This window comes from Chelativorans sp. Marseille-P2723, from assembly GCF_902809845.1.
GTDB lineage: Bacteria > Pseudomonadota > Alphaproteobacteria > Rhizobiales > Rhizobiaceae > Chelativorans.
On sequence record NZ_CADDWI010000013.1, the window covers coordinates 141,983 to 161,678 of the forward strand.

22 protein-coding genes are annotated in these 19,696 nt (G+C 61.1%); 8 read left to right on the forward strand and 14 right to left on the reverse strand.

Annotated features, from left to right (window positions below; genetic code table 11):
- Positions 1-12: 12 nt before the first annotated feature.
- Positions 13-1,026: a MotA/TolQ/ExbB proton channel family protein gene (locus tag HUS57_RS11995; RefSeq protein WP_173934051.1), complete on the forward strand. Its 1,014-nt coding sequence runs from the start codon at positions 13-15 to the stop codon at positions 1,024-1,026.
- Positions 1,026-2,057, forward strand: coding sequence for a peptidoglycan -binding protein (locus HUS57_RS12000; RefSeq protein WP_173934053.1), 1,032 nt, complete (start codon positions 1,026-1,028; stop codon positions 2,055-2,057). Before HUS57_RS11995 ends, HUS57_RS12000 begins: the two co-directional genes overlap by 1 nt.
- A gap of 107 nt (positions 2,058-2,164) precedes the next feature.
- On the opposite strand, the gene HUS57_RS12005 is transcribed toward HUS57_RS12000, so the two are convergent.
- Positions 2,165-2,371: a DUF1674 domain-containing protein gene (locus tag HUS57_RS12005; RefSeq protein ID WP_173934055.1), complete on the reverse strand. Its 207-nt coding sequence runs from the start codon at positions 2,369-2,371 to the stop codon at positions 2,165-2,167.
- Positions 2,372-2,509: 138 nt separating this feature from the next.
- On the opposite strand from HUS57_RS12005, the gene htpX reads away from it, so the two are divergent.
- From htpX to purH, 4 genes are all read left to right on the forward strand, one after another.
- Positions 2,510-3,454, forward strand: a complete 945-nt coding sequence (htpX, locus tag HUS57_RS12010; protein WP_173934057.1) for a zinc metalloprotease HtpX — start codon at positions 2,510-2,512, stop codon at positions 3,452-3,454.
- A complete protein-coding gene (locus tag HUS57_RS12015; RefSeq protein ID WP_173934058.1) occupies positions 3,451-4,833 on the forward strand; it encodes an RsmB/NOP family class I SAM-dependent RNA methyltransferase in 1,383 nt (460 codons plus the stop codon). Before htpX ends, HUS57_RS12015 begins: the two co-directional genes overlap by 4 nt.
- Positions 4,834-4,939: 106 nt before the next feature.
- Complete coding sequence (locus HUS57_RS12020) at positions 4,940-6,649, forward strand: heparinase II/III family protein (RefSeq protein ID WP_173934060.1); 1,710 nt, start codon at positions 4,940-4,942, stop codon at positions 6,647-6,649.
- 148 nt (positions 6,650-6,797) lie between these two features.
- Positions 6,798-8,414 (forward strand): bifunctional phosphoribosylaminoimidazolecarboxamide formyltransferase/IMP cyclohydrolase, encoded by a 1,617-nt coding sequence (gene purH / locus HUS57_RS12025; protein ID WP_173934062.1) that lies wholly within the window; start codon positions 6,798-6,800, stop codon positions 8,412-8,414.
- Between the two features lie 27 nt (positions 8,415-8,441).
- Here purH and HUS57_RS12030 read toward each other — a convergent pair whose 3' ends face one another.
- The 4 genes from HUS57_RS12030 to HUS57_RS12045 are packed head-to-tail and all read right to left on the reverse strand — an operon-like array spanning position 8,442 to position 10,786.
- Entirely contained in the window at positions 8,442-8,870 is a 429-nt protein-coding gene (locus tag HUS57_RS12030; protein WP_173934064.1) for a DUF1178 family protein, read from the reverse strand.
- On the reverse strand, positions 8,867-9,724 hold the full coding sequence (locus HUS57_RS12035) for a carbon-nitrogen hydrolase family protein (RefSeq protein WP_173934066.1): 858 nt from the start codon (positions 9,722-9,724) through the stop codon (positions 8,867-8,869). Before HUS57_RS12035 ends, HUS57_RS12030 begins: the two co-directional genes overlap by 4 nt.
- The gene (gene grxC / locus HUS57_RS12040) at positions 9,721-9,987 is read right to left on the reverse strand and encodes a glutaredoxin 3 (RefSeq protein WP_173934068.1); all 267 of its coding nucleotides are present in this window, start codon (positions 9,985-9,987) and stop codon (positions 9,721-9,723) included. The genes HUS57_RS12035 and grxC overlap by 4 nt, the downstream gene beginning before the upstream one ends.
- 16 nt (positions 9,988-10,003) lie before the next feature.
- Positions 10,004-10,786 (reverse strand): ComF family protein, encoded by a 783-nt coding sequence (locus HUS57_RS12045; RefSeq protein WP_246727858.1) that lies wholly within the window; start codon positions 10,784-10,786, stop codon positions 10,004-10,006.
- Between the two features lie 85 nt (positions 10,787-10,871).
- On the opposite strand from HUS57_RS12045, the gene HUS57_RS12050 reads away from it, so the two are divergent.
- Positions 10,872-11,747 (forward strand): methyltransferase domain-containing protein, encoded by an 876-nt coding sequence (locus tag HUS57_RS12050; RefSeq protein ID WP_173934072.1) that lies wholly within the window; start codon positions 10,872-10,874, stop codon positions 11,745-11,747.
- 19 nt (positions 11,748-11,766) lie between these two features.
- On the opposite strand, the gene HUS57_RS12055 is transcribed toward HUS57_RS12050, so the two are convergent.
- The 5 genes from HUS57_RS12055 to argJ all read right to left on the reverse strand — a co-directional run bounded on the left by HUS57_RS12055 (position 11,767) and on the right by argJ (position 14,834).
- On the reverse strand, positions 11,767-11,934 hold the full coding sequence (locus HUS57_RS12055; protein WP_173934073.1) for a Flp family type IVb pilin: 168 nt from the start codon (positions 11,932-11,934) through the stop codon (positions 11,767-11,769).
- Positions 11,935-12,002: 68 nt separating this feature from the next.
- A complete protein-coding gene (locus HUS57_RS12060) occupies positions 12,003-12,317 on the reverse strand; it encodes a hypothetical protein (protein WP_173934075.1) in 315 nt (104 codons plus the stop codon).
- A gap of 86 nt (positions 12,318-12,403) precedes the next feature.
- Positions 12,404-12,817, reverse strand: coding sequence for a (deoxy)nucleoside triphosphate pyrophosphohydrolase (locus HUS57_RS12065; protein WP_173934077.1), 414 nt, complete (start codon positions 12,815-12,817; stop codon positions 12,404-12,406).
- On the reverse strand, positions 12,818-13,588 hold the full coding sequence (locus HUS57_RS12070) for a GNAT family N-acetyltransferase (RefSeq protein WP_246727859.1): 771 nt from the start codon (positions 13,586-13,588) through the stop codon (positions 12,818-12,820).
- 4 nt (positions 13,589-13,592) lie between these two features.
- Entirely contained in the window at positions 13,593-14,834 is a 1,242-nt protein-coding gene (gene argJ / locus HUS57_RS12075; RefSeq protein ID WP_173934081.1) for a bifunctional glutamate N-acetyltransferase/amino-acid acetyltransferase ArgJ, read from the reverse strand.
- A gap of 276 nt (positions 14,835-15,110) precedes the next feature.
- Here argJ and typA point away from each other — a divergent pair, with 276 nt between their 5' ends.
- Positions 15,111-16,937, forward strand: coding sequence for a translational GTPase TypA (typA, locus tag HUS57_RS12080; RefSeq protein ID WP_173934083.1), 1,827 nt, complete (start codon positions 15,111-15,113; stop codon positions 16,935-16,937).
- Between the two features lie 114 nt (positions 16,938-17,051).
- On the opposite strand, the gene HUS57_RS12085 is transcribed toward typA, so the two are convergent.
- The 4 genes from HUS57_RS12085 to HUS57_RS12100 are packed head-to-tail and all read right to left on the reverse strand — an operon-like array spanning position 17,052 to position 19,623.
- The gene (locus HUS57_RS12085; protein WP_173934085.1) at positions 17,052-18,092 is read right to left on the reverse strand and encodes a DUF2332 family protein; all 1,041 of its coding nucleotides are present in this window, start codon (positions 18,090-18,092) and stop codon (positions 17,052-17,054) included.
- Between the two features lie 33 nt (positions 18,093-18,125).
- Positions 18,126-18,704: a DsbE family thiol:disulfide interchange protein gene (locus HUS57_RS12090; protein WP_173934087.1), complete on the reverse strand. Its 579-nt coding sequence runs from the start codon at positions 18,702-18,704 to the stop codon at positions 18,126-18,128.
- Complete coding sequence (gene ccmD, locus HUS57_RS12095) at positions 18,701-18,868, reverse strand: heme exporter protein CcmD (protein WP_173934089.1); 168 nt, start codon at positions 18,866-18,868, stop codon at positions 18,701-18,703. Before ccmD ends, HUS57_RS12090 begins: the two co-directional genes overlap by 4 nt.
- Complete coding sequence (locus HUS57_RS12100) at positions 18,865-19,623, reverse strand: heme ABC transporter permease (RefSeq protein WP_173934091.1); 759 nt, start codon at positions 19,621-19,623, stop codon at positions 18,865-18,867. Before HUS57_RS12100 ends, ccmD begins: the two co-directional genes overlap by 4 nt.
- Between the last annotated feature and the right edge of the window lie 73 nt (positions 19,624-19,696).

Below are 19,696 nucleotides of genomic sequence, written 5' to 3' on the forward strand. Positions count from 1 at the left end.
TTCGAGGAGCAGATGGCCTTGCTGAAATCCCTGCGGGCAGAGGAGCCGCTTGTGGAGGGCTTCGATCCGCGGCGCCTCTCACGTCCCCAGGTCTTCCTCTATTCGATGCTGATCTTCCTGGTACTGACTGCTTTCGTTGCAGCGGTACTCTATCGGCAGATTTCGGCAGCTTTCCAGAGCAATCCCGGTCTGAACGGGCTCATTCTCGGTGTTCTGGCTGTCGGCATCCTGATGGCGCTTGGGCAGGTGGTGCGGCTTTTTCGCGAGGTACGTTGGGTGAACTCCTTCCTGGCAGGAACTGATGCCCGCGAGCCGGTGCTGCTTGCCCCCATGAAGGCGCTGCTTAGCCGGTCATCCACCATGGCGCTGTCGCCAAGCTCCATGCGGTCGATCCTCGATTCCATCGCCACTCGGCTCGATGAAAGCCGCGACATCTCCCGCTACCTGATCGGCCTGCTCGTCTTTCTAGGTCTGCTTGGCACTTTTTGGGGCCTGCTTCAGACCATCGGCTCGATTGGCGATACGATCCAGTCGCTCGACCCTGCCTCGGGCGATGCCAATGACGTTCTCGATTCGCTGAAGGCAGGGCTTTCCGCTCCACTTGGGGGCATGGGCACAGCCTTCTCATCCTCGCTGTTCGGTTTGTCGGGATCGCTGATCCTCGGCTTTCTCGACCTTCAGGCAGGGCGCGCCCAGACCCGCTTTTATACCGAGCTGGAGAACTGGCTTTCCACAGTGACCGACCTCGGCTCCGACATCGCCGACAGCGCGCGCAACGGCACTTCGGAAGAATTGCGGGCCCTTGCGGATCGGCTACGCACCATGCAGGAGACGGGAACAAGCAACCCACGCACGGCAGCCGCCATGGCCTCGCTTGCGGAGGGCATTTCCGGCCTGGTGAAGAGCATGCGCCAGGAGCAACAGATGATGCGCGACTGGGTGGAGGCCCAGGCTGCTGAACAGAAAGCGCTCCGCGAGACGCTCGACAAGATCGCTACATCTTTGAAGAACCGGGAAAATAGCTGATGGCGCTTGCACGCGCTCGTCGCCGCGAAAGGAGTGTTGATTACTGGCCAGGCTTCGTTGACGCGCTGGCGACGCTTCTGCTTGCCATCATGTTCCTGCTGTCAGTCTTCGTACTGGCACAGTTCCTCCTCAGTCAGGAGATCACCAGCCGCGACGCAGTGCTGGACCGCCTCAACGCGCAGATCAACGAACTGACGCAGCTTCTGGCTCTGGAGCAGGCCAATGTGCAGGACGCAGAAGACGAACTTGCGACGTTGCGGGCCTCGCTTGCACAGGCGGAGGCAGAGCAGTCGCGGCTTCAGCAGCTTTTAGCCAGCGGAGCGGGGCAGAGCGAAGTGGCGGCGGAACGTGTTGGCCGGCTCACGGGCGAGTTGGAGGAGGAACGGCAAATCAGCCAGCGCGCCCTCTCGCAGGTAGAGCTGCTGAACCAGCAGATTGCCGCACTTCGGCAACAGATAGCTGCGCTTGAAGGTGCGCTCGAAGTTTCTGAACAGCGCGACCGGCAGGCCAATGCCAAGATCGCGGATCTAGGACGCAGACTGAACATCGCGCTCGCACAGCGGGTGCAGGAGTTGAACCGCTACCGCTCGGATTTCTTCGGCCGCTTGCGCGAAATCCTTTCCGATCGCGAGAACATCCGCATCGTCGGCGACCGCTTCGTGTTCCAGTCGGAGGTGCTGTTTGCCTCGGGGGCAACGGAGATCAACCCACGCGGCCGCGAGGAAATGCAAAAACTTGCCGGCGCGATCCTGGAATTGCAGCAGGAGATTCCCCCGGAAATCAACTGGGTGCTGCGCGTGGACGGACACACGGACGACGTGCCATTGTCCGGCACCGGGCGCTTTCGCGACAATTGGGAGCTTTCGGCAGCCCGCGCAATAGCTGTGGTGAAGTTCCTGATCGAAAACGGCGTTCCTGCCGAGCGGCTCGTTGCGGCTGGCTTTGGCGAATATCAGCCGCTCGACATGAGCGGCACGCTGGAAGCCCGTGCCCGGAACCGACGAATCGAGCTGAAGCTGACGGAGCGGTAGGATGGCCCTACGCGGCGCCTTGCTGGATCGTGCAGCATCTCATGAAACGATGCAACGATCATGAGGCGAAATGCGGGTCGGAAAACCGCTATCGACCTTTTCTCGAACTAGAAATCAGTTGCCATCCCCTTCACTTCCCAGTCGCCGAAGCGGACAGGGTCGGGACCCTCCCGGCCACCGATTTCCCGCGGCCGTGAAACTGCCTCTGCCCGGCTCCGCCGCTCCTCCGCCTCCTTGAGCGCCCTGAGCGCCGCAGGGGGCAGAGCCTTTTTACGGGGGGCTGTTTCAGCCTCTTTCTGTGAGGTTTGTTCCATTGTCTTTTCGCCGGACTTTATTGAATAAACAGTGTCGACCTCCCATCATAATAGGCAAGTCATGCGCCGAATCACAGACAGGAACGGCGCGAAATTACGGCAGCCGATGACGGGCAGCCGTGCTTTGGAGTCAGTGGCATGAACGTGATTCGCACCGCGATGCTTCTTGCATTCATGACCGCCCTCTTCATGGGGGTGGGCTACCTTATCGGCGGCACGGGCGGGATGACCATCGCCTTCGTGATTGCCGCGGCCATGAACCTGCTCAGCTACTGGAACGGCGACAAGCTGGTGCTCCGCATGTACAATGCACGCGAGGTGGACGAGCGTTCCGCGCCCGAATTCTACCGGATCGTGCAGAACCTGGCCGCGCGGGCTGGGCTTCCCATGCCGCGCGTCTACATCATCGACAATCCACAGCCCAACGCATTTGCAACGGGTCGCAACCCGCAGAACGCGGCCGTAGCCGCCACGACCGGCCTGCTTCATCGTCTGTCGCCCGAAGAGGTGGCCGGCGTCATGGCGCACGAACTGGCGCACGTGCAGAACCGCGATACGCTCACCATGACGATCACTGCTACGCTCGCCGGCGCGATCTCGATGCTCGCCAATTTCGCCCTTTTCTTCGGCGGAGGGCGGGATAACAACAACAACCCCTTGGGATTTATCGGCATCCTTATCGCGATGATCGTTGCCCCGCTCGCGGCCATGCTCGTCCAGATGGCCATCAGCCGCACGCGCGAATATGCAGCGGACCGGCGCGGCGCGGAAATCTGCGGTCAGCCGCTGTGGCTTGCCTCCGCCCTCAGCAAGATCGCCCGCAGCACACGTCAGATCGTCAATCCGGATGCGGAACGAAATCCGGCTACCGCACATATGTTCATCATCAATCCCCTATCCGGCCAGAACATGGACAATCTCTTCTCCACGCATCCCGATACGGAAAACCGGATTGCTGCGCTCCAGGTTATGGCAAGGGAGGCAGGAATGTCCGCGCCTACCTCCTTTAACGCTGATGAGCCGGGCGCGTTTGGCCCGTGGGGTTCAAGAGGTGCCCGCACGCGCCGGGGCCCGTGGTCGTGAAGACTGCACAAAAGCGCCGCCACACCTCTCAATCGCCGTATGCCGCGCCATCGGCCAACGCGAACAAGGCCGGTCTGGAGCCGCGCCGCGTCGCCACGCGATTGCTGGCTGCCGTCATCGATCGCCGCACACCGCTGGACGCGCTGACGGACGGCGAACATGGACATCCGCAGTTCCTCGCCCTGCCGCCGCGCGACCGTGCGCTTGTCCGGGCGATACTGGCGAGCGCATTGCGCCACCGCCGCACCATCGAGAAGCTGATCGTCGATAAGCTGGAGCGTTCCTTACCCCCGAACGCTCAGGCACTTTCACACATACTGCATGTGGGAGCAGCGCAGATCCTGTTCCTTGACGTTCCTGACAGCGCCGCAGTCGACCTTGCGGTGACCCAGGCGAAGGCCGACCCGCGGGCGCGGCGGTTTTCCGGTCTCGTAAACGCCGTGCTGCGCAACATTGTCCGCAGCAAGGACGGCGAACTGGAAAGAGCGCTGGCAGAGACCCGCGACGCGCCCGGATGGTTCATCGAACGGCTGGAGGCCGCCTATGGGTCAGCCCAGACGGATGCCATACTCGAAATGCACCGGCGGGAGCCTCCGGTCGATTTCACGATGAAGTACGATCCGCCGGTCTGGGCGCAGCGACTAGGCGGGAGGGTGCTTCCCAACGGCTCCGTGCGCGTCGAGCGTCTCCAGGCGCCCGTTCCCGAACTTCCGGGCTTTGACGAGGGCGTGTGGTGGGTACAGGACGCCGCTGCAAGCCTGCCGGCGCGACTGCTGGGCAATGTGGCCGGTCTTGCCGTTGCCGATCTTTGCGCGGCGCCTGGCGGCAAGACGGCACAGCTTGCCCTTGCAGGCGCGAAGGTGACTGCCGTGGACCTTTCGGCAAGCCGGTTGCGTCGGCTAAGCGCAAATCTTGACCGACTGGGTCTTCAAGCCACCATCGTGCAGGCTGACCTTCTAAAATGGCAGCCAGACAGCCTTTTTGACGCGGCCCTGCTCGATGCCCCCTGTTCTTCCACCGGTACTGTCCGGCGCCACCCCGATGTGCCGTGGACCAAGAGCCCGGACGACATTGCGCGGCTGGCCCAACTACAGCGGGAACTGCTGGGCCGCGCGCTTGATCTCGTCCGGCCGGGCGGGATTGTCGTCTTCTCGAACTGCTCGCTCGACCCTTCCGAAGGCGAGGTGCTTGTGGAACGGATGCTGGCGGAAAGGTCAGATGCCGCGCTCGATCCGATTCGGGCAGAAGAATTACCAGGCGCAGGGCATTTCGTGACGGACCGTGGGTTTCTTCGGACAACGCCAGCCGAACAAAGCGGGACGGAGCACCTGGGCGAGGTAGACGGCTTCTTTGCAGCCCGTCTGCAACGTAAGGTATAAGTCGGCGCATATTTGTTCTTCGCATAAACTTTTGAATCAATTAGACTCTGCCGCGGGAACCTCCTCGCGGCTTTGTGAGGACTCACCTTAGCTTACAGGTATTGCAATGCAGGCCAGCGGCTTAAGCCCGCTTCTATGGGATCTTGCGGCACGTCAGGCGTGGCGGCGCCTTCGCCGTCGCTTGCGGGCGGGACCAGCCTATCGGTGGCGCTATTCCGGGCGCACGCCGGAGCGCCTGTTGATAGCCCCTCCCGACCTCCGGCTGGCCGATCCGGAAACGGCGCGCGAGATATATAATGGCCGTTTTCTGCTTGGCGGTCACCTGGTGGAAACAGGTGGCGAATCACCTTTCCTTCTGGACATTGATCACGCCTTCTGGCTAGAGGAACTGCACGGCTTCCGTTGGCTGCGCCACCTGCATGCGGCGCAGACGGAACTGGCGGCAGCGAATGCACGCGCGCTGGTATCAGACTGGATCACCCTGCATGGGCGCCGCATTTCAGGACTTGCCTGGCATCCGGCCGTCACCGCACGCCGCCTTATCGCCTGGCTTCAGCATTCAGCCATCGTGCTGCAGGGGGCCGACCTTGCCAGCTATCGGCAGTATCTGAAGATGCTTGCCGTCCAGGTGCGCTACCTTCGCTCCGTTACAGGCGAAATGCCGGATGGGGAGGAGCGGCTGCGAGCGCGAACCGCCCTTGCTTTCGCCGCCCTGTCGCTACCCACCTCCCCCTCAGCGTTGCGGACGGCCACACGCCACCTCAGCACCGAATTGGACCGGCAGATTCTGCCCGATGGTGGCCACATCTCGCGCAACCCGCGCGTGATATTGGAACTGCTGGCCGACCTTCTCCCGCTGCGGCAGACCTATGCAAATCAGGCCGAGGCGCCGCCGCCAGCCCTTGTCGGCGCTGTTGAGAGAATGCTGCCTGCGCTGCGCTTCTTCCGCCATCGCGATGGGAGCCTTGCCCGCTTCAACGGCATGGGCGTGACGACACACGATCGCGTTGCGGCAATCCTCCGACATGACGATACCGGGGGCGCACCGCTCTCCCACGCACGGCATTCAGGCTATCAGCGGCTTTCCATGGGCAGCACCACCGTCATTGCTGACACGGCTGCGCCGCCACCGCTTGAGCTTTCCAACATGGCGCATGCGGGCTGTCTTTCGTTCGAGCTTTCCTCTGGCCGCAATCAGTTCATCGTCAATTGCGGCGTGGACAATCTAAGCGGTGAGGCTTACCGCCCCCTCGCTCGTGCAACCGCAGCCCATTCCACCGCGACGCTCAACGATACGTCCCAGGCCCGATTCGCCCTCCCGGCAGGCTGGGACGATTGGGTAGGGACCCCCTTGGTAAGCGGCCCTCGCCAGGTGGAGTGCCGCCGGGAGGATGCCGCAGACGCGCAAGGCTTCGTTGCAAGCCACGACGGCTACGTCACGCGTTTCGGGCTGATCCACGAACGCAAGCTCACGCTTACGCAAGGGGGCGCCCTTCTTCAGGGCGTCGACCGTTTCATTCAGCCTCCAGATAGCCCTCCGGCAAGACCCGCTTCCGCAGCCATCCGGTTTCACATCCACCCTGACATCCAGGTTTATCGAGACGATGCAGGTATGCTCATCCTTGCCGGCGACGTTACCGACACTTGGGTCTTCTCTTGTTCCGGAGTCGAGCCAGTGGTGGAGGAATCGATCTTTTTCGCCGCCGTCGCCGGACCATGCCGCAGCCGCCAGATCGTCCTGCATTTCAGGACGTCGGACCGAGCGGAAGTGAACTGGCAGCTCTCGCGCACGCATAGTTTTGCAGAGAGTGTCTGAGCCCATACCAAGGGCTTCCGGCTTGGCGCTCCCCTATGCTAGAGCGGCGCCTCAGGCTCAGCCTGAGCCGCTATAGTGTCCTTACTATGCGGGGTTTGCACCAGGACAGGCCGCTCGGCCTGCCGCACGTTCTGCCTAAGAGGAAAGCATGGCCGTCAACGCGAAGAATATTCCTGCACCCGACCTCGTTCCCGTCCGAAGGGCGCTGATTTCCGTGTCCGACAAGATCGGCATCATCGAATTCGCGGCAGCACTTTCCAAGAGCGGGGTGGAGTTGGTCTCTACTGGCGGGACCGCAGCAGCCTTGTCCGGCGCGGGACTTCCGGTGCGCGATGTCTCAGAGATTACGGGCTTTCCCGAGATCATGGATGGGCGGGTGAAGACATTGCATCCAGCCATCCACGGAGCACTTCTTGGCATCCGGGACGATGCCGAGCATCGCGAAGCAATGGAAACCTATGGAATCCATTCTATCGACCTTGTCGTGATCAATCTCTATCCCTTTGAGGAGGTGCGGTTTGGCGGCGGCGACTATCCAGCGATTGTGGAGAATATCGACATTGGCGGCCCTGCCATGCTGCGGGCGGCCGCGAAGAACCATGCCTATGTGGCCGTAGTCACCGATCCAGCCGACTATGACAGGGTACTTACTGGCCTGAAGGAAAACGACGGTGCGGTATCCTACCGGCTGCGCCAGGAGCTTGCCGCAAAAGCCTATGCACGCACGGCAGCCTATGATGCCGCTATTTCGCAATGGTTTGCGGAAAGCCTCAGCATAGAGCAGCCGAAATGGCGCGCCTTCGGCGGCAGGCTTGCCGAGGTAATGCGTTACGGCGAGAACCCTCACCAGCAGGCCGGCTTCTATCTTACGGGCGAGAAGCGCCCGGGCGTGGCGACGGCACGGCAGGTGCAGGGCAAGCAGTTATCCTACAATAACATCAACGACACCGATGCCGCTTTCGAGCTCGTTTCCGAGTTCGACCCGCAAGGCACCGCGGCCGTGGCTATTATGAAGCACGCCAATCCTTGCGGCGTCGCTGAAGGCGCCAGTCTGGCGGAAGCCTATGCCAAGGCGCTAGCCTGCGATCCGGTTTCCGCTTTCGGAGGCATCGTCGCAGTCAACCGTGCGCTCGATAGGGAAGCGGCGGAAGAGATCGCCAAGATCTTCACCGAGGTCATCATTGCGCCCGATGCGACGGAGGAAGCCCAAGCGATCATCGCGGCCAAGAAGAACTTGCGCCTCCTGCTTACCGGCGGGATAGCCGACCCCCGCGCCCCGGGCCTTTCGGCCAAGACCGTTGCGGGCGGCTTGCTTGTGCAGTCGCGCGACAACGGGGTAATCGATGATCTGGAACTGTCGGTGGTGACCAGGCGTGCCCCGACGGAGAGCGAAATGGCGGACCTGAAATTTGCCTTCCGTGTGGCCAAGCACGTGAAGTCGAATGCAATCGTCTACGCGAAAAATCTTGCCACGGTGGGTATCGGCGCAGGACAGATGAGCCGCGTCGATTCCGCCCGTATTGCCGCGCGCAAGGCAGAGGACGCCGCGCGGGCGGCAGGGCTCGATGCACCCTTGACAAAAGGCTCCGTGGTAGCTTCAGACGCGTTCTTTCCGTTCGCCGATGGGCTGCTATCGGCGGTCGAGGCCGGTGCCACCGCAGTCATCCAGCCCGGCGGCTCCATGCGCGATAACGAGGTGATCGCGGCGGCGGACGAACATGGCGTTGCCATGATCTTCACGGGAATGCGCCACTTCCGGCACTGAGCGCCAGCAGCCGGTGCAAAGCGCGCGTTAATTCCGATCCTCTGGGAAGACGGGCAACGGCATGAAGTCAACGCCATCCTCGGCAAGCGATCTTACTTCTTCCGCCGTTGCTTCACCATAGATGCCCCGCGGCTCTACCTCGCCGAAGTGGATCTTGCGCGCTTCCTCAGCAAAGCGCTCGCCGACGTAATCGGCGTTCTCTCGTACCTTCTGCGCCAAAGCCCTCAGTTGTACAAGCGCTTGCTTCTGTTGCTCGCTCATGGCCAGAGTGACGGGCTCCATTCTTTTTGAGCCGGTCGAAATTGCTGGCGCCATCAACGCCTTCTCTACTTCGTTGGAGCCGCAATTGGGGCAGGAGATCAACTTACGTTGTTTCTGTGCCTCGAAGTCTTCGCCGCTGCGGAACCAGCCTTCGAATTCGTGCTCGTTTTCGCAAATGAGACCGAAGCGGATCATGGCGTCGCCACTCCAGCAAACGACTTCACTTCATTCACGGTAAAATCCTGCGCATTCTTGAGGTTGGGTACCTTCCGTCGGGCTTCCTGCGACGCCCGCAGATCGATTTTTGCATAAACGACTCCCGGCTCATCACCCTGCGCTTCTGCGACGATGCGCCCCCATGGGTCGACGATCAGCGAGTGACCATAGGTCTTGCGTCCATCCTCATGCAGGCCACCCTGCGCAGCCGCAACGAGCCAAGCTCCATTCTCGATAGCCCTCGCCCGGATCAGAACATGCCAGTGCGCCTCACCGGTCTGACGGGTGAAAGCCGAAGGGACCGTCAATAGCTGGGCGCCCGCCAAGGCCTGTGCCTGGAAGAGCTGCGGGAACCTGAGATCGTAGCAGATGGCAAGTCCCATACGTCCGAACGGAAGGTCTACGACAACGCTCTCGCCGCCCGCTGCGTAGGTTGCCGACTCGCGCCAGCTTTCGCCATTGTCGAGGTTCACATCGAACATGTGGATCTTGTCATAGGTGGCGATGCGTCCGCCATCCGGCCCGAAGAGGAAGGCGCGGTTTGCCACCTTTCCTTCCGGAAGGGCAATCGCCGTGGAACCCAGATGCACGAAGAGCGACAGCTCCCTCGCCAATGCGGAGGCTTTCAGCACAAGCGGATCGTCTGCTTCATCGTGGATGCGTTCCATGAGCGCCTCGCGGCTGCGCACGAGCACGCCGGTCATTTCCGGACTCTGGACATAGGCTGCGCCCTTGCTTGCAGCCTCACGCACCAGATCCTCGAACGCACGAAGATTGGCTGCGGGGTCCTGGCCCGAGCGCATCTGCAATGCAGCAACGTGAAGAATGTTCATGCGCTTGCTTCCTCAAGGAGAGCGTCGAGCCTACCCTCTCTTTCCAGCGCGTGCAGTTCGTCCGATCCGCCGACATGAATGTCGCCAATGAAGATTTGCGGGAACGTCGCGCGTCCGCCGGAGCGGTTGATCATCTCCTGGCGCAATTCACGGGAAAAGCTGGCATCATGCTCGGTATAGGCGACATTCTTCCGTTCCAGAAGGCGCTTTGCAGCGGCGCAATACCCGCACCCCATGCGCGTATAGATCGTCACATTTGCCATTTTGTCTTCCTTGGGTTCACGCCGCTATATAGTTATCCTGCCTTTCCGACGCAAAGGCTCCGGGGAGTACCCGTGCGAAGGTCAACACATCGGCAGAGCGCGCTCCGGCACGCCTCAGCGCCCGCACGGCTGCCTTGACTGTAGCGCCGGTGGTATAGACGTCGTCGATCAATATGATGTTGCGGTCCTTCACCGAGGCTTCCTGCTTCACAGGAACTTGAAAAGCGCCGCGCACATTTGCCTCGCGTTCGCGCATGCCAAGGCCAACCTGCTGGCGTGTAACGCGACGGCGCACAAGAAACTCCGGCCGGTAATCGAGTTCGGTGAGCCGCGCGAAGGCGCGCGCAAGCTCTGCCGACTGATTGAAGCGGCGGAAAAAGAAGCGGCGATGATGCAGCGGCACCGGTACGACGCAATCAGCATCCGCCACCAACTCACCTGCTGCGCGCAGCATCCAGCGCGCCATCCATGGAGCAAGATCGGTCCTATCAGCGAATTTCAGGCCCTGGGCCATGCGTTTTGTCACGCCGCCATAGATCACTGCCGCCCGCGCCCTGTTGAAGGGAGGCGGATCGGCTATAGCTTCACCGGAAAGGAAGCCGTCGCCCATATCGTGCTCAAAGGGTGTACCCATGACAGGGCACCAGGGCGGTTCCAGAAACCGGACGTCCGGCCAGCATTCCGTACACAGCGTGCCTGGAGCGGTGACGAGGTTGCGGCAGCCGAGGCAGGCCGGCGGGAACAGCAGCCGCGCCGGCCACTCCCGAACCGCAGCGCCGACTGCCCGAAAAAGTCGCATGCTTGCTCCGCCCATCCTGAGCACCCATCTTTGCCCTCTGTAGCATTTTGTGCCATTGCGCGCACCGGAAGGAAAGTGCCTGCCCATGGAACCCATTTTCGATTCGTCTCTGCTGTTGGCCCGGAAATGGCGCGCGCTCTCAAGAGGTGAGGAAGGCTCCGATTTCCTGATGCGCCGGACGGCGGAAGAACTGGCCGAACGCCTGGCAACCGTTGAGCGCCGCTTCAAGCATGCGGCCACGCTGTTCTGCCTGACCGCCCATGCTGCCGATGCCTTGCGGGAGAGCGGAAAAGCCGAAAAACTGTTGCGGGTCGAGAATGATGAGCGCCTGCTTTCCGGGCCCTATGAAGGCATTGCCGCACCTTATGAAACCGTACCGCTTGCGACGGAAAGCCTGGACCTTGCTGTCAGTCTTCTAACGATGCAGGAGATGAATGACCTGCCGGGGCTTCTTGTCCAGATCCGCCGCGCGCTCAAACCGGATGGCCTTTTTCTTGGCGCCATGGCAGGCGCGGGCACTCTGCAGGAGTTGCGTCAGAGCCTGCTTGAAGCTGAGATGGAGCTGAGCGGCGGGGCGAGCCCTCGTATAATTCCTTTTGTCGATGTGCGGGACGCGGGCGCCCTTCTTCAGCGCGCCGGCTTTGCCCTGCCCGTTGCCGATATAGAGCCCGTCACGGTGCGCTACCCGACCATGTTCGAGCTCATGCGCGACCTGCGTGCCATGGGCGCGACGAATTCGTTGATGGAACGCAGCCGGCGGCCTGCGACACGCAGCCTTTTTCTGCGCGCGGCGGAAATTTATCGCGAACGCTTCTCCGATCCTGACGGACGCATTCGCGCGAGTTTCAACATCGTGTGGATGTCCGGCTGGGCACCGCATGCTTCGCAGCAGAAGCCGCTCAGGCCTGGCAGCGCCAAAGTTTCCCTGAAGACCGTTCTTTCTCCCGGCACCGGAGACTGAAAGCCACAGGCAGCGGGCATCAGCGCCCAGCGGCAGTCACCTCTTCGGCAACATTGTCGAAGGTGTCACCCATTACCCGGCCGAGCTGCGAGACGGCCATGACAATCGCCAATACGAGAAAGCCTGCAATTAAGGCGTGTTCGAGGGCGACAGCCCCGTGCTTTGCGTGGAGTAGTTCTTTAAACATGGATGCCTCAAATCAACCTTCAGAATGATGCACCGACCGATAAAAATCTATTAACGCGCCCGCGCCGCTCAACAGGAACCGGAATGCCTTCCCGTGCTGTCGATAATACAGACCGCTTCCGGCGCAGGCTGCAGGACGCTGCGGCGAATGGTGAAGATTTGACCGCGACGGTTTGCAACTGAGCCTGTGGCTAGCGAATCGATTCCGGCACCCACCGCAACATCGTCTTGTGACGCCCTTTCGAGAATCGGGGTGAGCACAAGTGCCAGTGCTACTGCTGCAGAGCCGAACAGAAGCGCGATCCTCAGGAGCCCCATACCCGCATGACCAAGACTAGGCCAGCCATCCCGGGTCCTCGACGCCCCTTCGAACCTTGAATCCATAATCCCCTCCAGCAACGCCGGTACATCCCCGCCCCGGATAAGATTTTCACATTCGGCTAAATGAAGATTTAATGTTGCAGCCAGCGTCAGAGTAAATCAACCAAAAAGGGAATTAGCGGCTCATCTGCAAGCGGCATGGGAAAATCACGCAGCCTTCCCGGCCGTACCCATTTTATAGCCTGTCCCTCATGCGGACGCGCTATTCCCTGGAAACGCCGGCAGACAAAAAGCGGCATGAGCAGGTGGAACTCTTCATAGGTGTGGCTGGCGAATGTTAGCGGCGCCAGGCATTCTGCCTTGGTCTCAATGCCCAGTTCCTCGCGTAGTTCGCGGATTGCCGTTTCTTCAGGCGTCTCGCCCGGCTCGACCTTGCCGCCCGGAAATTCCCACAGACCCGCCATGGGCTTGCCTTCCGGCCTTTGTGCGATCAGCACACGGCCATCCGCATCGACGAGTGCACACGCGGCCACTATGAGCATTGGTTTGGGCGCGTTTCCCATCTAGCGCTCCTTGGGCGGCTGCCGATAGTGATACTGGTAGACGTCTTCAAAGCCTAGCGAGCGATAAAGATTGCGCGCTGGCTCGTTGGTGTCATGCACCTGCAGCCAGGCGATGGTTGCGCCCCGCAGATACGCCCATTTCAGCGCTGAAAGCAGGACACGGCGCCCATAACCCTTGCAGCGGTGCGGTTCTGCGGTCGACAGTTCAAAAATGCCTGCAAGTGCGCCGTCATGCACGCAGATGGCGGCGGATACGGGCCGGTCATCTTGCTCCAGCACGAAAAGCCCCTTTTCCGGCTTGATCGCGCCGACCACCTCGGCAAAACCGGAACGAAGCTCCGGCGCATAATCGTGCACCCTGAAGGCTGCCGCGATGAAGCGGTCCAGGTCCTTCAGCGGTATCTGGTCCATCGCATCGCCGACGATTTTCTCACTGAGCGAAAGCCGCATCACGGTCGATGATTTGACGCTCAACCAGCCTTCGGCATCCAGATACGCCGCAATGGACGTGGCGGCAAGCGGTGTCAGACGGAAGGTGAGAGGTCTATCGAAGGCGTTGAAACGCTGTGCTGCCCGCTCGATCCGACCTGGCAGGTCGCGGGTATCGCCGGGATCGAGCGGATTGACCGAATTGAGCCTGTAGGAGGGATGACCCTTCGTCAGGCGCACCGCCCATGTGCCATCATACAGGACCGAGCCAGCCGGCCACGCGCGGAAGCCTGCCGCCTCGAACCTGCGTATGGCCGCCAGCCGTTCGATGGTTTCGTTCAAGCAGTCAACTCCTGTAATCGCCGTTGATGGCGACATATTCCTTGGTGAGATCGCATGTCCAGACCGTGGCCTTTCCACGGCCGATCCCAAGATCCACCCGGATGTCGATCTCGTCGCGTTTCATATAGTCCGACACCTGCTCCTCGGAATAGGAAGCATCACGCTCGCCCTGATGCGCAACACGGAAATCGCCGAACCATATGGCAAGCAGGTCGCGATCTGCTGGCTCACCAGCCTTGCCGACAGCCATGACGACGCGTCCCCAATTTGCATCCTCCCCGGCAATCGCTGTCTTGACCAGCGGCGAATTGGCGATGGCAAGCGCAACGCGCTTGGCCGAGCGTGCCGACCGAGCACCTGTTACGGTCACTTCTATCTGTTTGCGCGCACCTTCGCCGTCACGCACCACTTGCAGCGCCAGCGCCTTCAGGAGCCGGTTGAGCGCCCGGCGGAACGGCACGAGGCGTGGATCCTTAGCATCCGTTATGTATGGCGCTCCCCGGGCGGCGGCCTTGCCGGTGGCAAACAGCATCAGGGTGTCGCTTGTGGACGTATCGCTGTCGACGGTGATCGAGTTGAAAGTCTTGCCGACGCCGCTGGCAAGAAGCTCCTGCAACACGGGCGCGGCGATTGGCGCGTCGGTTGCGACGAAGGAGAGCATGGTGGCCATGTCCGGCGCAATCATGCCTGCACCCTTGGCGATGCCGTTGATCGCCACCTCTGCCTCTCCCAGTTGGACCGTGGCCGTTACCATCTTCGGATAGGTGTCTGTGGTCATGATGGCCCGCGCCGCCTCATCCCAGGCGCCGGGCACGGCGTCCCTTACGAGATCCGCCAGCAGGTGGGAGAAGCGTCCTGCGTCCAGCGGTTCACCGATAACGCCCGTGGACGCGAGGAATACCTCGCCTTCAGTCGCGCCCACCGCGCGCGCAGCCGCTTGCGCCGTCAATTCCGTGGCCGTGCGCCCCTTGCGCCCTGTAAATGCGTTGGCATTGCCGGAATTCACCACCAGGATGCGGGCCTTGCCTCGGGGAAGATTGTCACGGCAAAACTCGACCGGGGCCGATGGACATTTCGATTGCGTGAAGACACCGGCCACGGCCGTGCCTTCATCGAACACCATCACCATCAGATCCTTGCGGTTCTTGTACTTTATGCCGGCTTCGACGGCGGCAATGCGCACGCCCTCCACTTCGGGCATTCTGGGGTAACGTTTCGGCGCGAGCGGCGAGACGGCAGTGGACATGGGGGTTTCCAACAAAGAGAGGACATTTCTGCTCGTCTGCCTCATAGCGTGTCTCAAGGCAAGCCCGCGCCCGGCTTCCGCGCAGAGGATTTGCAATGCCGCGAAGGCTTGCCCCCCAAGGTCTTTTACTCGGCAAGCCGCGTCCCCATATGACGTTATAAGTATTACGGTTTAGCGCGCTCTCTTTCGCGGTTGTCAAAAAACCTGTATGAGCGCGGCAAAGAAAAATTGCGGGCGGCAACCCGGCAGAGCCCCGTCATCTCAGAAAAGCGACCTATGAAACTGCGCAATATTGCGATTATCGCCCATGTCGATCATGGGAAAACCACCCTCGTCGATGCGCTGCTCAAGCAGTCCGGCTCCGTGCGCGACAATCAGCGCGTGGACGATCGCGTTATGGATTCCAGCGATCTGGAAAGGGAGCGCGGCATCACCATCCTTGCAAAAGCCACTTCCGTCACCTGGAAAGATGTGCGTATCAACATCGTGGATACGCCGGGTCACGCGGATTTCGGCGGCGAGGTAGAGCGTATTCTCAACATGGTGGACGGTGCCGTTCTCCTCGTAGATTCCGCCGAAGGCCCCATGCCTCAAACCAAATTCGTGGTCGGCAAGGCGCTGAAGGTGGGATTGAAGCCCATCGTTGCGGTCAACAAGATCGACCGGCCGGACGCTCGCCCCGACGAGGTGATCAACGAGGTCTTCGATCTTTTCGCCGCCCTCGATGCCACCGATGAGCAACTCGATTTTCCAATCCTCTACGGCTCCGGCCGCGACGGCTGGATGAACTTCGATCCCGCCGGCCCGAAGGATGAAGGGCTTGCCCCACTTTTCGATCTTGTGCTCAGGCACGTGCCCGAACCGAAGGTCGAGGAAGGTCCGTTCCGCATGATCGGAACCATCCTCGAAGCCAATCCTTTCCTTGGGCGTATCATCACCGGACGCATTGCCTCCGGCACCGTCAAGCCGAATCAGGCGGCGAAGGTACTTTCACGCGACGGTTCGCTTCTGGAACAGGGGCGCATTTCAAAGATCCTCGCCTTCCGGGGGCTCGATCGGCAGCCGATTGACGAGGCCCATGCAGGCGACATCGTTGCGATCGCGGGTCTTTCAAAAGGCACCGTCGCAGACACCTTCTGTGATCCATCCGTCAGCCAGCCGATGGAAGCACAGCCGATTGACCCGCCGACCGTCACCATGAGCTTCATGGTGAACGACTCTCCTCTTGCCGGCACTGAGGGTGACAAGGTGACGAGCCGCGTCATCCGCGAGCGTCTGCTGAAGGAAGCGGAGGGCAATGTCGCGCTGAAGGTCGAAGAGTCGGCGGACAAGGATTCGTTCTTTGTCTCCGGGCGCGGTGAATTGCAGCTTTCGGTTCTGATCGAAGCGATGCGGCGCGAAGGCTTCGAGCTTGCAGTCTCAAGGCCGCGCGTCGTGATGAAGAATGACGAGGATGGCCAGCTTCTCGAACCCGTCGAGGAGGTCGTCATCGATGTCGACGAGGAGCATGCCGGCGTCGTCGTGCAGAAGATGTCGGAGCGCAAGGCCGAAATGGTGGAGCTCAAGCCTTCCGGTGGTAACCGCCAGCGGCTGGTCTTTCTTGCGCCAACGCGAGGATTGATCGGCTATCAGTCGGAGTTGCTCACCGATACGCGGGGCTCCGCCGTCATGAACCGTCTCTTCCATGAATATCAGCCCTATAAGGGCGAGATCGAAGGACGGGTCAACGGGGTTCTCATTGCCAACGAACCGGGCGAAGCTGTGGCCTATGCTCTCTGGAACCTGGAGGACCGCGGGCCGATGATCATCGATCCCGGCGTGAAGGTCTATCAGGGCATGATTGTCGGAATACACAGCCGGGACAACGACCTTGAAGTGAATGTTCTGAAAGGCAAGAAGCTTTCCAACGTTCGGGCGGCGGGCAAGGATGAGGCGGTAAAGCTTACGCCACCGGTCCGCATGACGCTGGAGCGCGCGCTTGCCTGGATCCAGGATGACGAACTCGTCGAAGTCACGCCCAAATCGATTCGCCTGAGAAAGCTCTATCTCAACCCGCACGAGCGCAAGCGCTTCGAAAAGCAAAGGATGGCGGGCGCTGCATAGAATTTACAGCGTCTCGTCGCCTTTCTAGATCGTCATTTCGTAAAAGCGCTGGAATGACCCCGGTTTTTGAAGGAACGCCCAAGGAAAGCCGGGGTTCACTTTCATGGAATTCCTCTAGCCCTCCAGCCATTCCAGCCAGCGGCCGTGAAAGTCGCAGCGGGCAAGGTCGCGTGTCTCGCCCGCCGGCCACATGGTAAGGCGTAGAGTGGCAAAGTCCACGTTTCCCGCCACAGGCTCCATCCGCAGCCAAGCGAGCGGCACCTCCCCGGCGCTGTCGAGCAGGTTCTCGATCCGCCGCTGCGTCTCCTGCGGCATATACTGCCACATGACCGAGTGGAACAGGACGAACACCTGGTCCTTCTTTCTTTCGGCAAGCTCTGCCGCTAAGAATTCGGCCGCATCCGCGCGCCGGAGCGTAACACGTGCCTGCCGGGCAATCGCCATGGCCGCCTCCAGCCGTGCCAGCCGTTCCGTCTGATCGGGCCATATAAAGGATTTAAGGCGCAGTCTCTCTCCCTCGTCATTGATATCGACCGGGGCGATGTCGCATCCCCTACGCGAGGCGACCTCCATGAAACCACCGAGCGGCGGTGCGTTCCCGCGCAACTGCGGAGCTAGTCTTACCGGCGATCCTTCCTCGCCCCAGCAAAGCTCGCCATAGCGGTAATGAAAGCGGTCGAAGTAAAGGTTGAGGCCGGCACTCGATCCGATCTCCCGAATGGCAAGAGGCATGCCCGTCTCGCTTCCGATCGCAAGGAAACCCGGGAGGAGCATCGCCGCGCGTGCGACCTCGTTGGTTTGGGGCGGTGAATCAAGTCCCTGGTGGATACGCACATCGTGGCGCCTGATCGCAGCGGACAAGACATCCAACAGCGCTTCGTCCGATACTTCGCCGTAAGGCGGATAAGCATTTGCGAGCTGCGCGTCGCCGCCGGAAAGAACCACCGCATGAAGCGCCCCCATCAGCCGAATCACCACGCCGTCGTCCTGGGGATCGCCGGGCCAGGAAAGAATATGACTGCCAGAGACGGTGGAATTGTCGAGGATCTGCGGCAGCAGCCGGCAGATCCTTGCCGCGAACGGTGAACCTAGCCGTTCGCACGCTTCCGCATGTGCGGCGAAATGCGCCCAGACTTCCTGCTGCGAGGCGACCATGCGCAAGCACCTCCAACGCCATGCGAGCGTGGGTCAGTCCACCTTTGCAAGCACCTTTTCAATCTCCGGCAGAAGATCGTCCTTGAGGCTTTGCGGCGTGAACGGCCCTACGTGCTTGTACCGGATGATGCCATCGGGGCCTACCAGAAACGTTTCCGGCACACCGTAGACCCCCCATTCGATAGCGGCCCTGCCGCTCTGGTCCACTCCTATGGCCGCATAGGGGTTGCCGAGCTCGCCAAGGAAGCGCCGCGCGTTTTCCGGCCGGTCCTTGTAGTTGAGACCAACAATGCGGATCCGGTCATCCTGTGCCAATTGCATGAGTAAAGGATGTTCGTCCCTGCAGGGTACGCACCAGGATCCCCACACGTTCACCAACGTCACATTGCCTTCGAAATCGGCGGGGGAGAGGCCGGGCAGATTTATCGCCTCCAGGGCCGGAAGCTCCGTCTTGGGGGCCGGCTCGTCGATCAATGCCGAAGGCACGAGGGCGGAATCGCGGCCCGAAAGAAGCTGAACCAGAAAGACGGCCGAAAGCGCCAGAAATGCCAGAAGTGGCAGAAGCAGAACGACAACCCGGCGCCTCGGGGCATGCTGCTGCGCCTGGCTCATCGCTGCGCTTCTCGACTGTTCGAGCGGCGGCGGATGCCCCGCTCCTCCAGTTCCCGCAAGGCACGCCGCATGGCCGCCTGATCGGCGAGTATCCAGGCTGCCAGCCCGCATATGGCAAGAACCGAGAGCATATAGGCTGCCGTCACATAGGCGGCGTGGGTCATGCTGCCTCTCCTTCAGCTCGCCGCGCAGCGAGCCGGCGCATGGTGATCACGCGGCGGCGCCAGATTTCCGCCCGCATGGCCATGATGTGCAAGGCAAGAAACAGGAGGGTAAAGCCCACGGCCGAGATCATTAGCGGCCACAGCAGGCTTGGATGGATCGTCGGCCCGTCGAGCCGGAACACGGAGGCCGGCTGATGCAGCGTGTTCCACCAATCGACCGAAAACTTGATGATCGGAATGTTGATGAATCCCACCAGCGTCAGGATGGCTGCCGCCCTGGCGGACCTTCCGAAATCGTCAAGCGCCCGCGTCAGCGCGATGATGCCGAGATACATGAGAAAAAGGATGAACACGGAAGTCAGGCGGGCATCCCACACCCACCACGTACCCCACATGGGCTTGCCCCAGATGGAACCGGTCAACAGTGCGAGCGCTGTAAAGACGGCGCCGATGGGGGCGGCAGCCTTGAGCGAGACATCTGCGAGCGGATGCCGCCAGACAAGCGTACCGAGCGACGAAGCGGCCATTACCGTGTAGCAGAACATGGAGAGCCACGCGAAAGGTACGTGGATATACATGATGCGGACCGTTATGCCCTGCTGATAATCCTCAGGGGCGGCAAAACCCATGGCAAGGCCAACCGCCACGGTTAGCACCGCCGCGCCAAGCAGCCATGGTAACATGGCATCTGCCAGCGCCAGAAAACGCGTGGGGTTGGCTAGATCTATCCAGCGTCTGATGGCCTTCTCGGTCATGCCCTCCTAGATAGAACGCTCGTTCTCCCAGTGCAATTGACACCGTTAAAAAGGTTAGTGAGGTGTTTTGTCT

Coding starts and splice junctions, on each gene's coding strand:
- HUS57_RS11995 (WP_173934051.1), top strand. CDS start 13: ATGGCCTTGCTGAAATCCCTGCGGGCAGAGGAGCCGCTTGTGGAGGGC.
- HUS57_RS12000 (WP_173934053.1), top strand. CDS start 1,026: ATGGCGCTTGCACGCGCTCGTCGCCGCGAAAGGAGTGTTGATTACTGG.
- HUS57_RS12005 (WP_173934055.1), bottom strand. CDS start 2,371: ATGGAACAAACCTCACAGAAAGAGGCTGAAACAGCCCCCCGTAAAAAG.
- htpX (WP_173934057.1), top strand. CDS start 2,510: ATGAACGTGATTCGCACCGCGATGCTTCTTGCATTCATGACCGCCCTC.
- HUS57_RS12020 (WP_173934060.1), top strand. CDS start 4,940: ATGCAGGCCAGCGGCTTAAGCCCGCTTCTATGGGATCTTGCGGCACGT.
- purH (WP_173934062.1), top strand. CDS start 6,798: ATGGCCGTCAACGCGAAGAATATTCCTGCACCCGACCTCGTTCCCGTC.
- HUS57_RS12030 (WP_173934064.1), bottom strand. CDS start 8,870: ATGATCCGCTTCGGTCTCATTTGCGAAAACGAGCACGAATTCGAAGGC.
- HUS57_RS12035 (WP_173934066.1), bottom strand. CDS start 9,724: ATGAACATTCTTCACGTTGCTGCATTGCAGATGCGCTCGGGCCAGGAC.
- grxC (WP_173934068.1), bottom strand. CDS start 9,987: ATGGCAAATGTGACGATCTATACGCGCATGGGGTGCGGGTATTGCGCC.
- HUS57_RS12045 (WP_246727858.1), bottom strand. CDS start 10,786: ATGCGACTTTTTCGGGCAGTCGGCGCTGCGGTTCGGGAGTGGCCGGCG.
- HUS57_RS12050 (WP_173934072.1), top strand. CDS start 10,872: ATGGAACCCATTTTCGATTCGTCTCTGCTGTTGGCCCGGAAATGGCGC.
- HUS57_RS12055 (WP_173934073.1), bottom strand. CDS start 11,934: ATGTTTAAAGAACTACTCCACGCAAAGCACGGGGCTGTCGCCCTCGAA.
- HUS57_RS12060 (WP_173934075.1), bottom strand. CDS start 12,317: ATGGATTCAAGGTTCGAAGGGGCGTCGAGGACCCGGGATGGCTGGCCT.
- HUS57_RS12065 (WP_173934077.1), bottom strand. CDS start 12,817: ATGGGAAACGCGCCCAAACCAATGCTCATAGTGGCCGCGTGTGCACTC.
- argJ (WP_173934081.1), bottom strand. CDS start 14,834: ATGTCCACTGCCGTCTCGCCGCTCGCGCCGAAACGTTACCCCAGAATG.
- typA (WP_173934083.1), top strand. CDS start 15,111: ATGAAACTGCGCAATATTGCGATTATCGCCCATGTCGATCATGGGAAA.
- HUS57_RS12085 (WP_173934085.1), bottom strand. CDS start 18,092: ATGGTCGCCTCGCAGCAGGAAGTCTGGGCGCATTTCGCCGCACATGCG.
- HUS57_RS12090 (WP_173934087.1), bottom strand. CDS start 18,704: ATGAGCCAGGCGCAGCAGCATGCCCCGAGGCGCCGGGTTGTCGTTCTG.
- ccmD (WP_173934089.1), bottom strand. CDS start 18,868: ATGACCCACGCCGCCTATGTGACGGCAGCCTATATGCTCTCGGTTCTT.
- HUS57_RS12100 (WP_173934091.1), bottom strand. CDS start 19,623: ATGACCGAGAAGGCCATCAGACGCTGGATAGATCTAGCCAACCCCACG.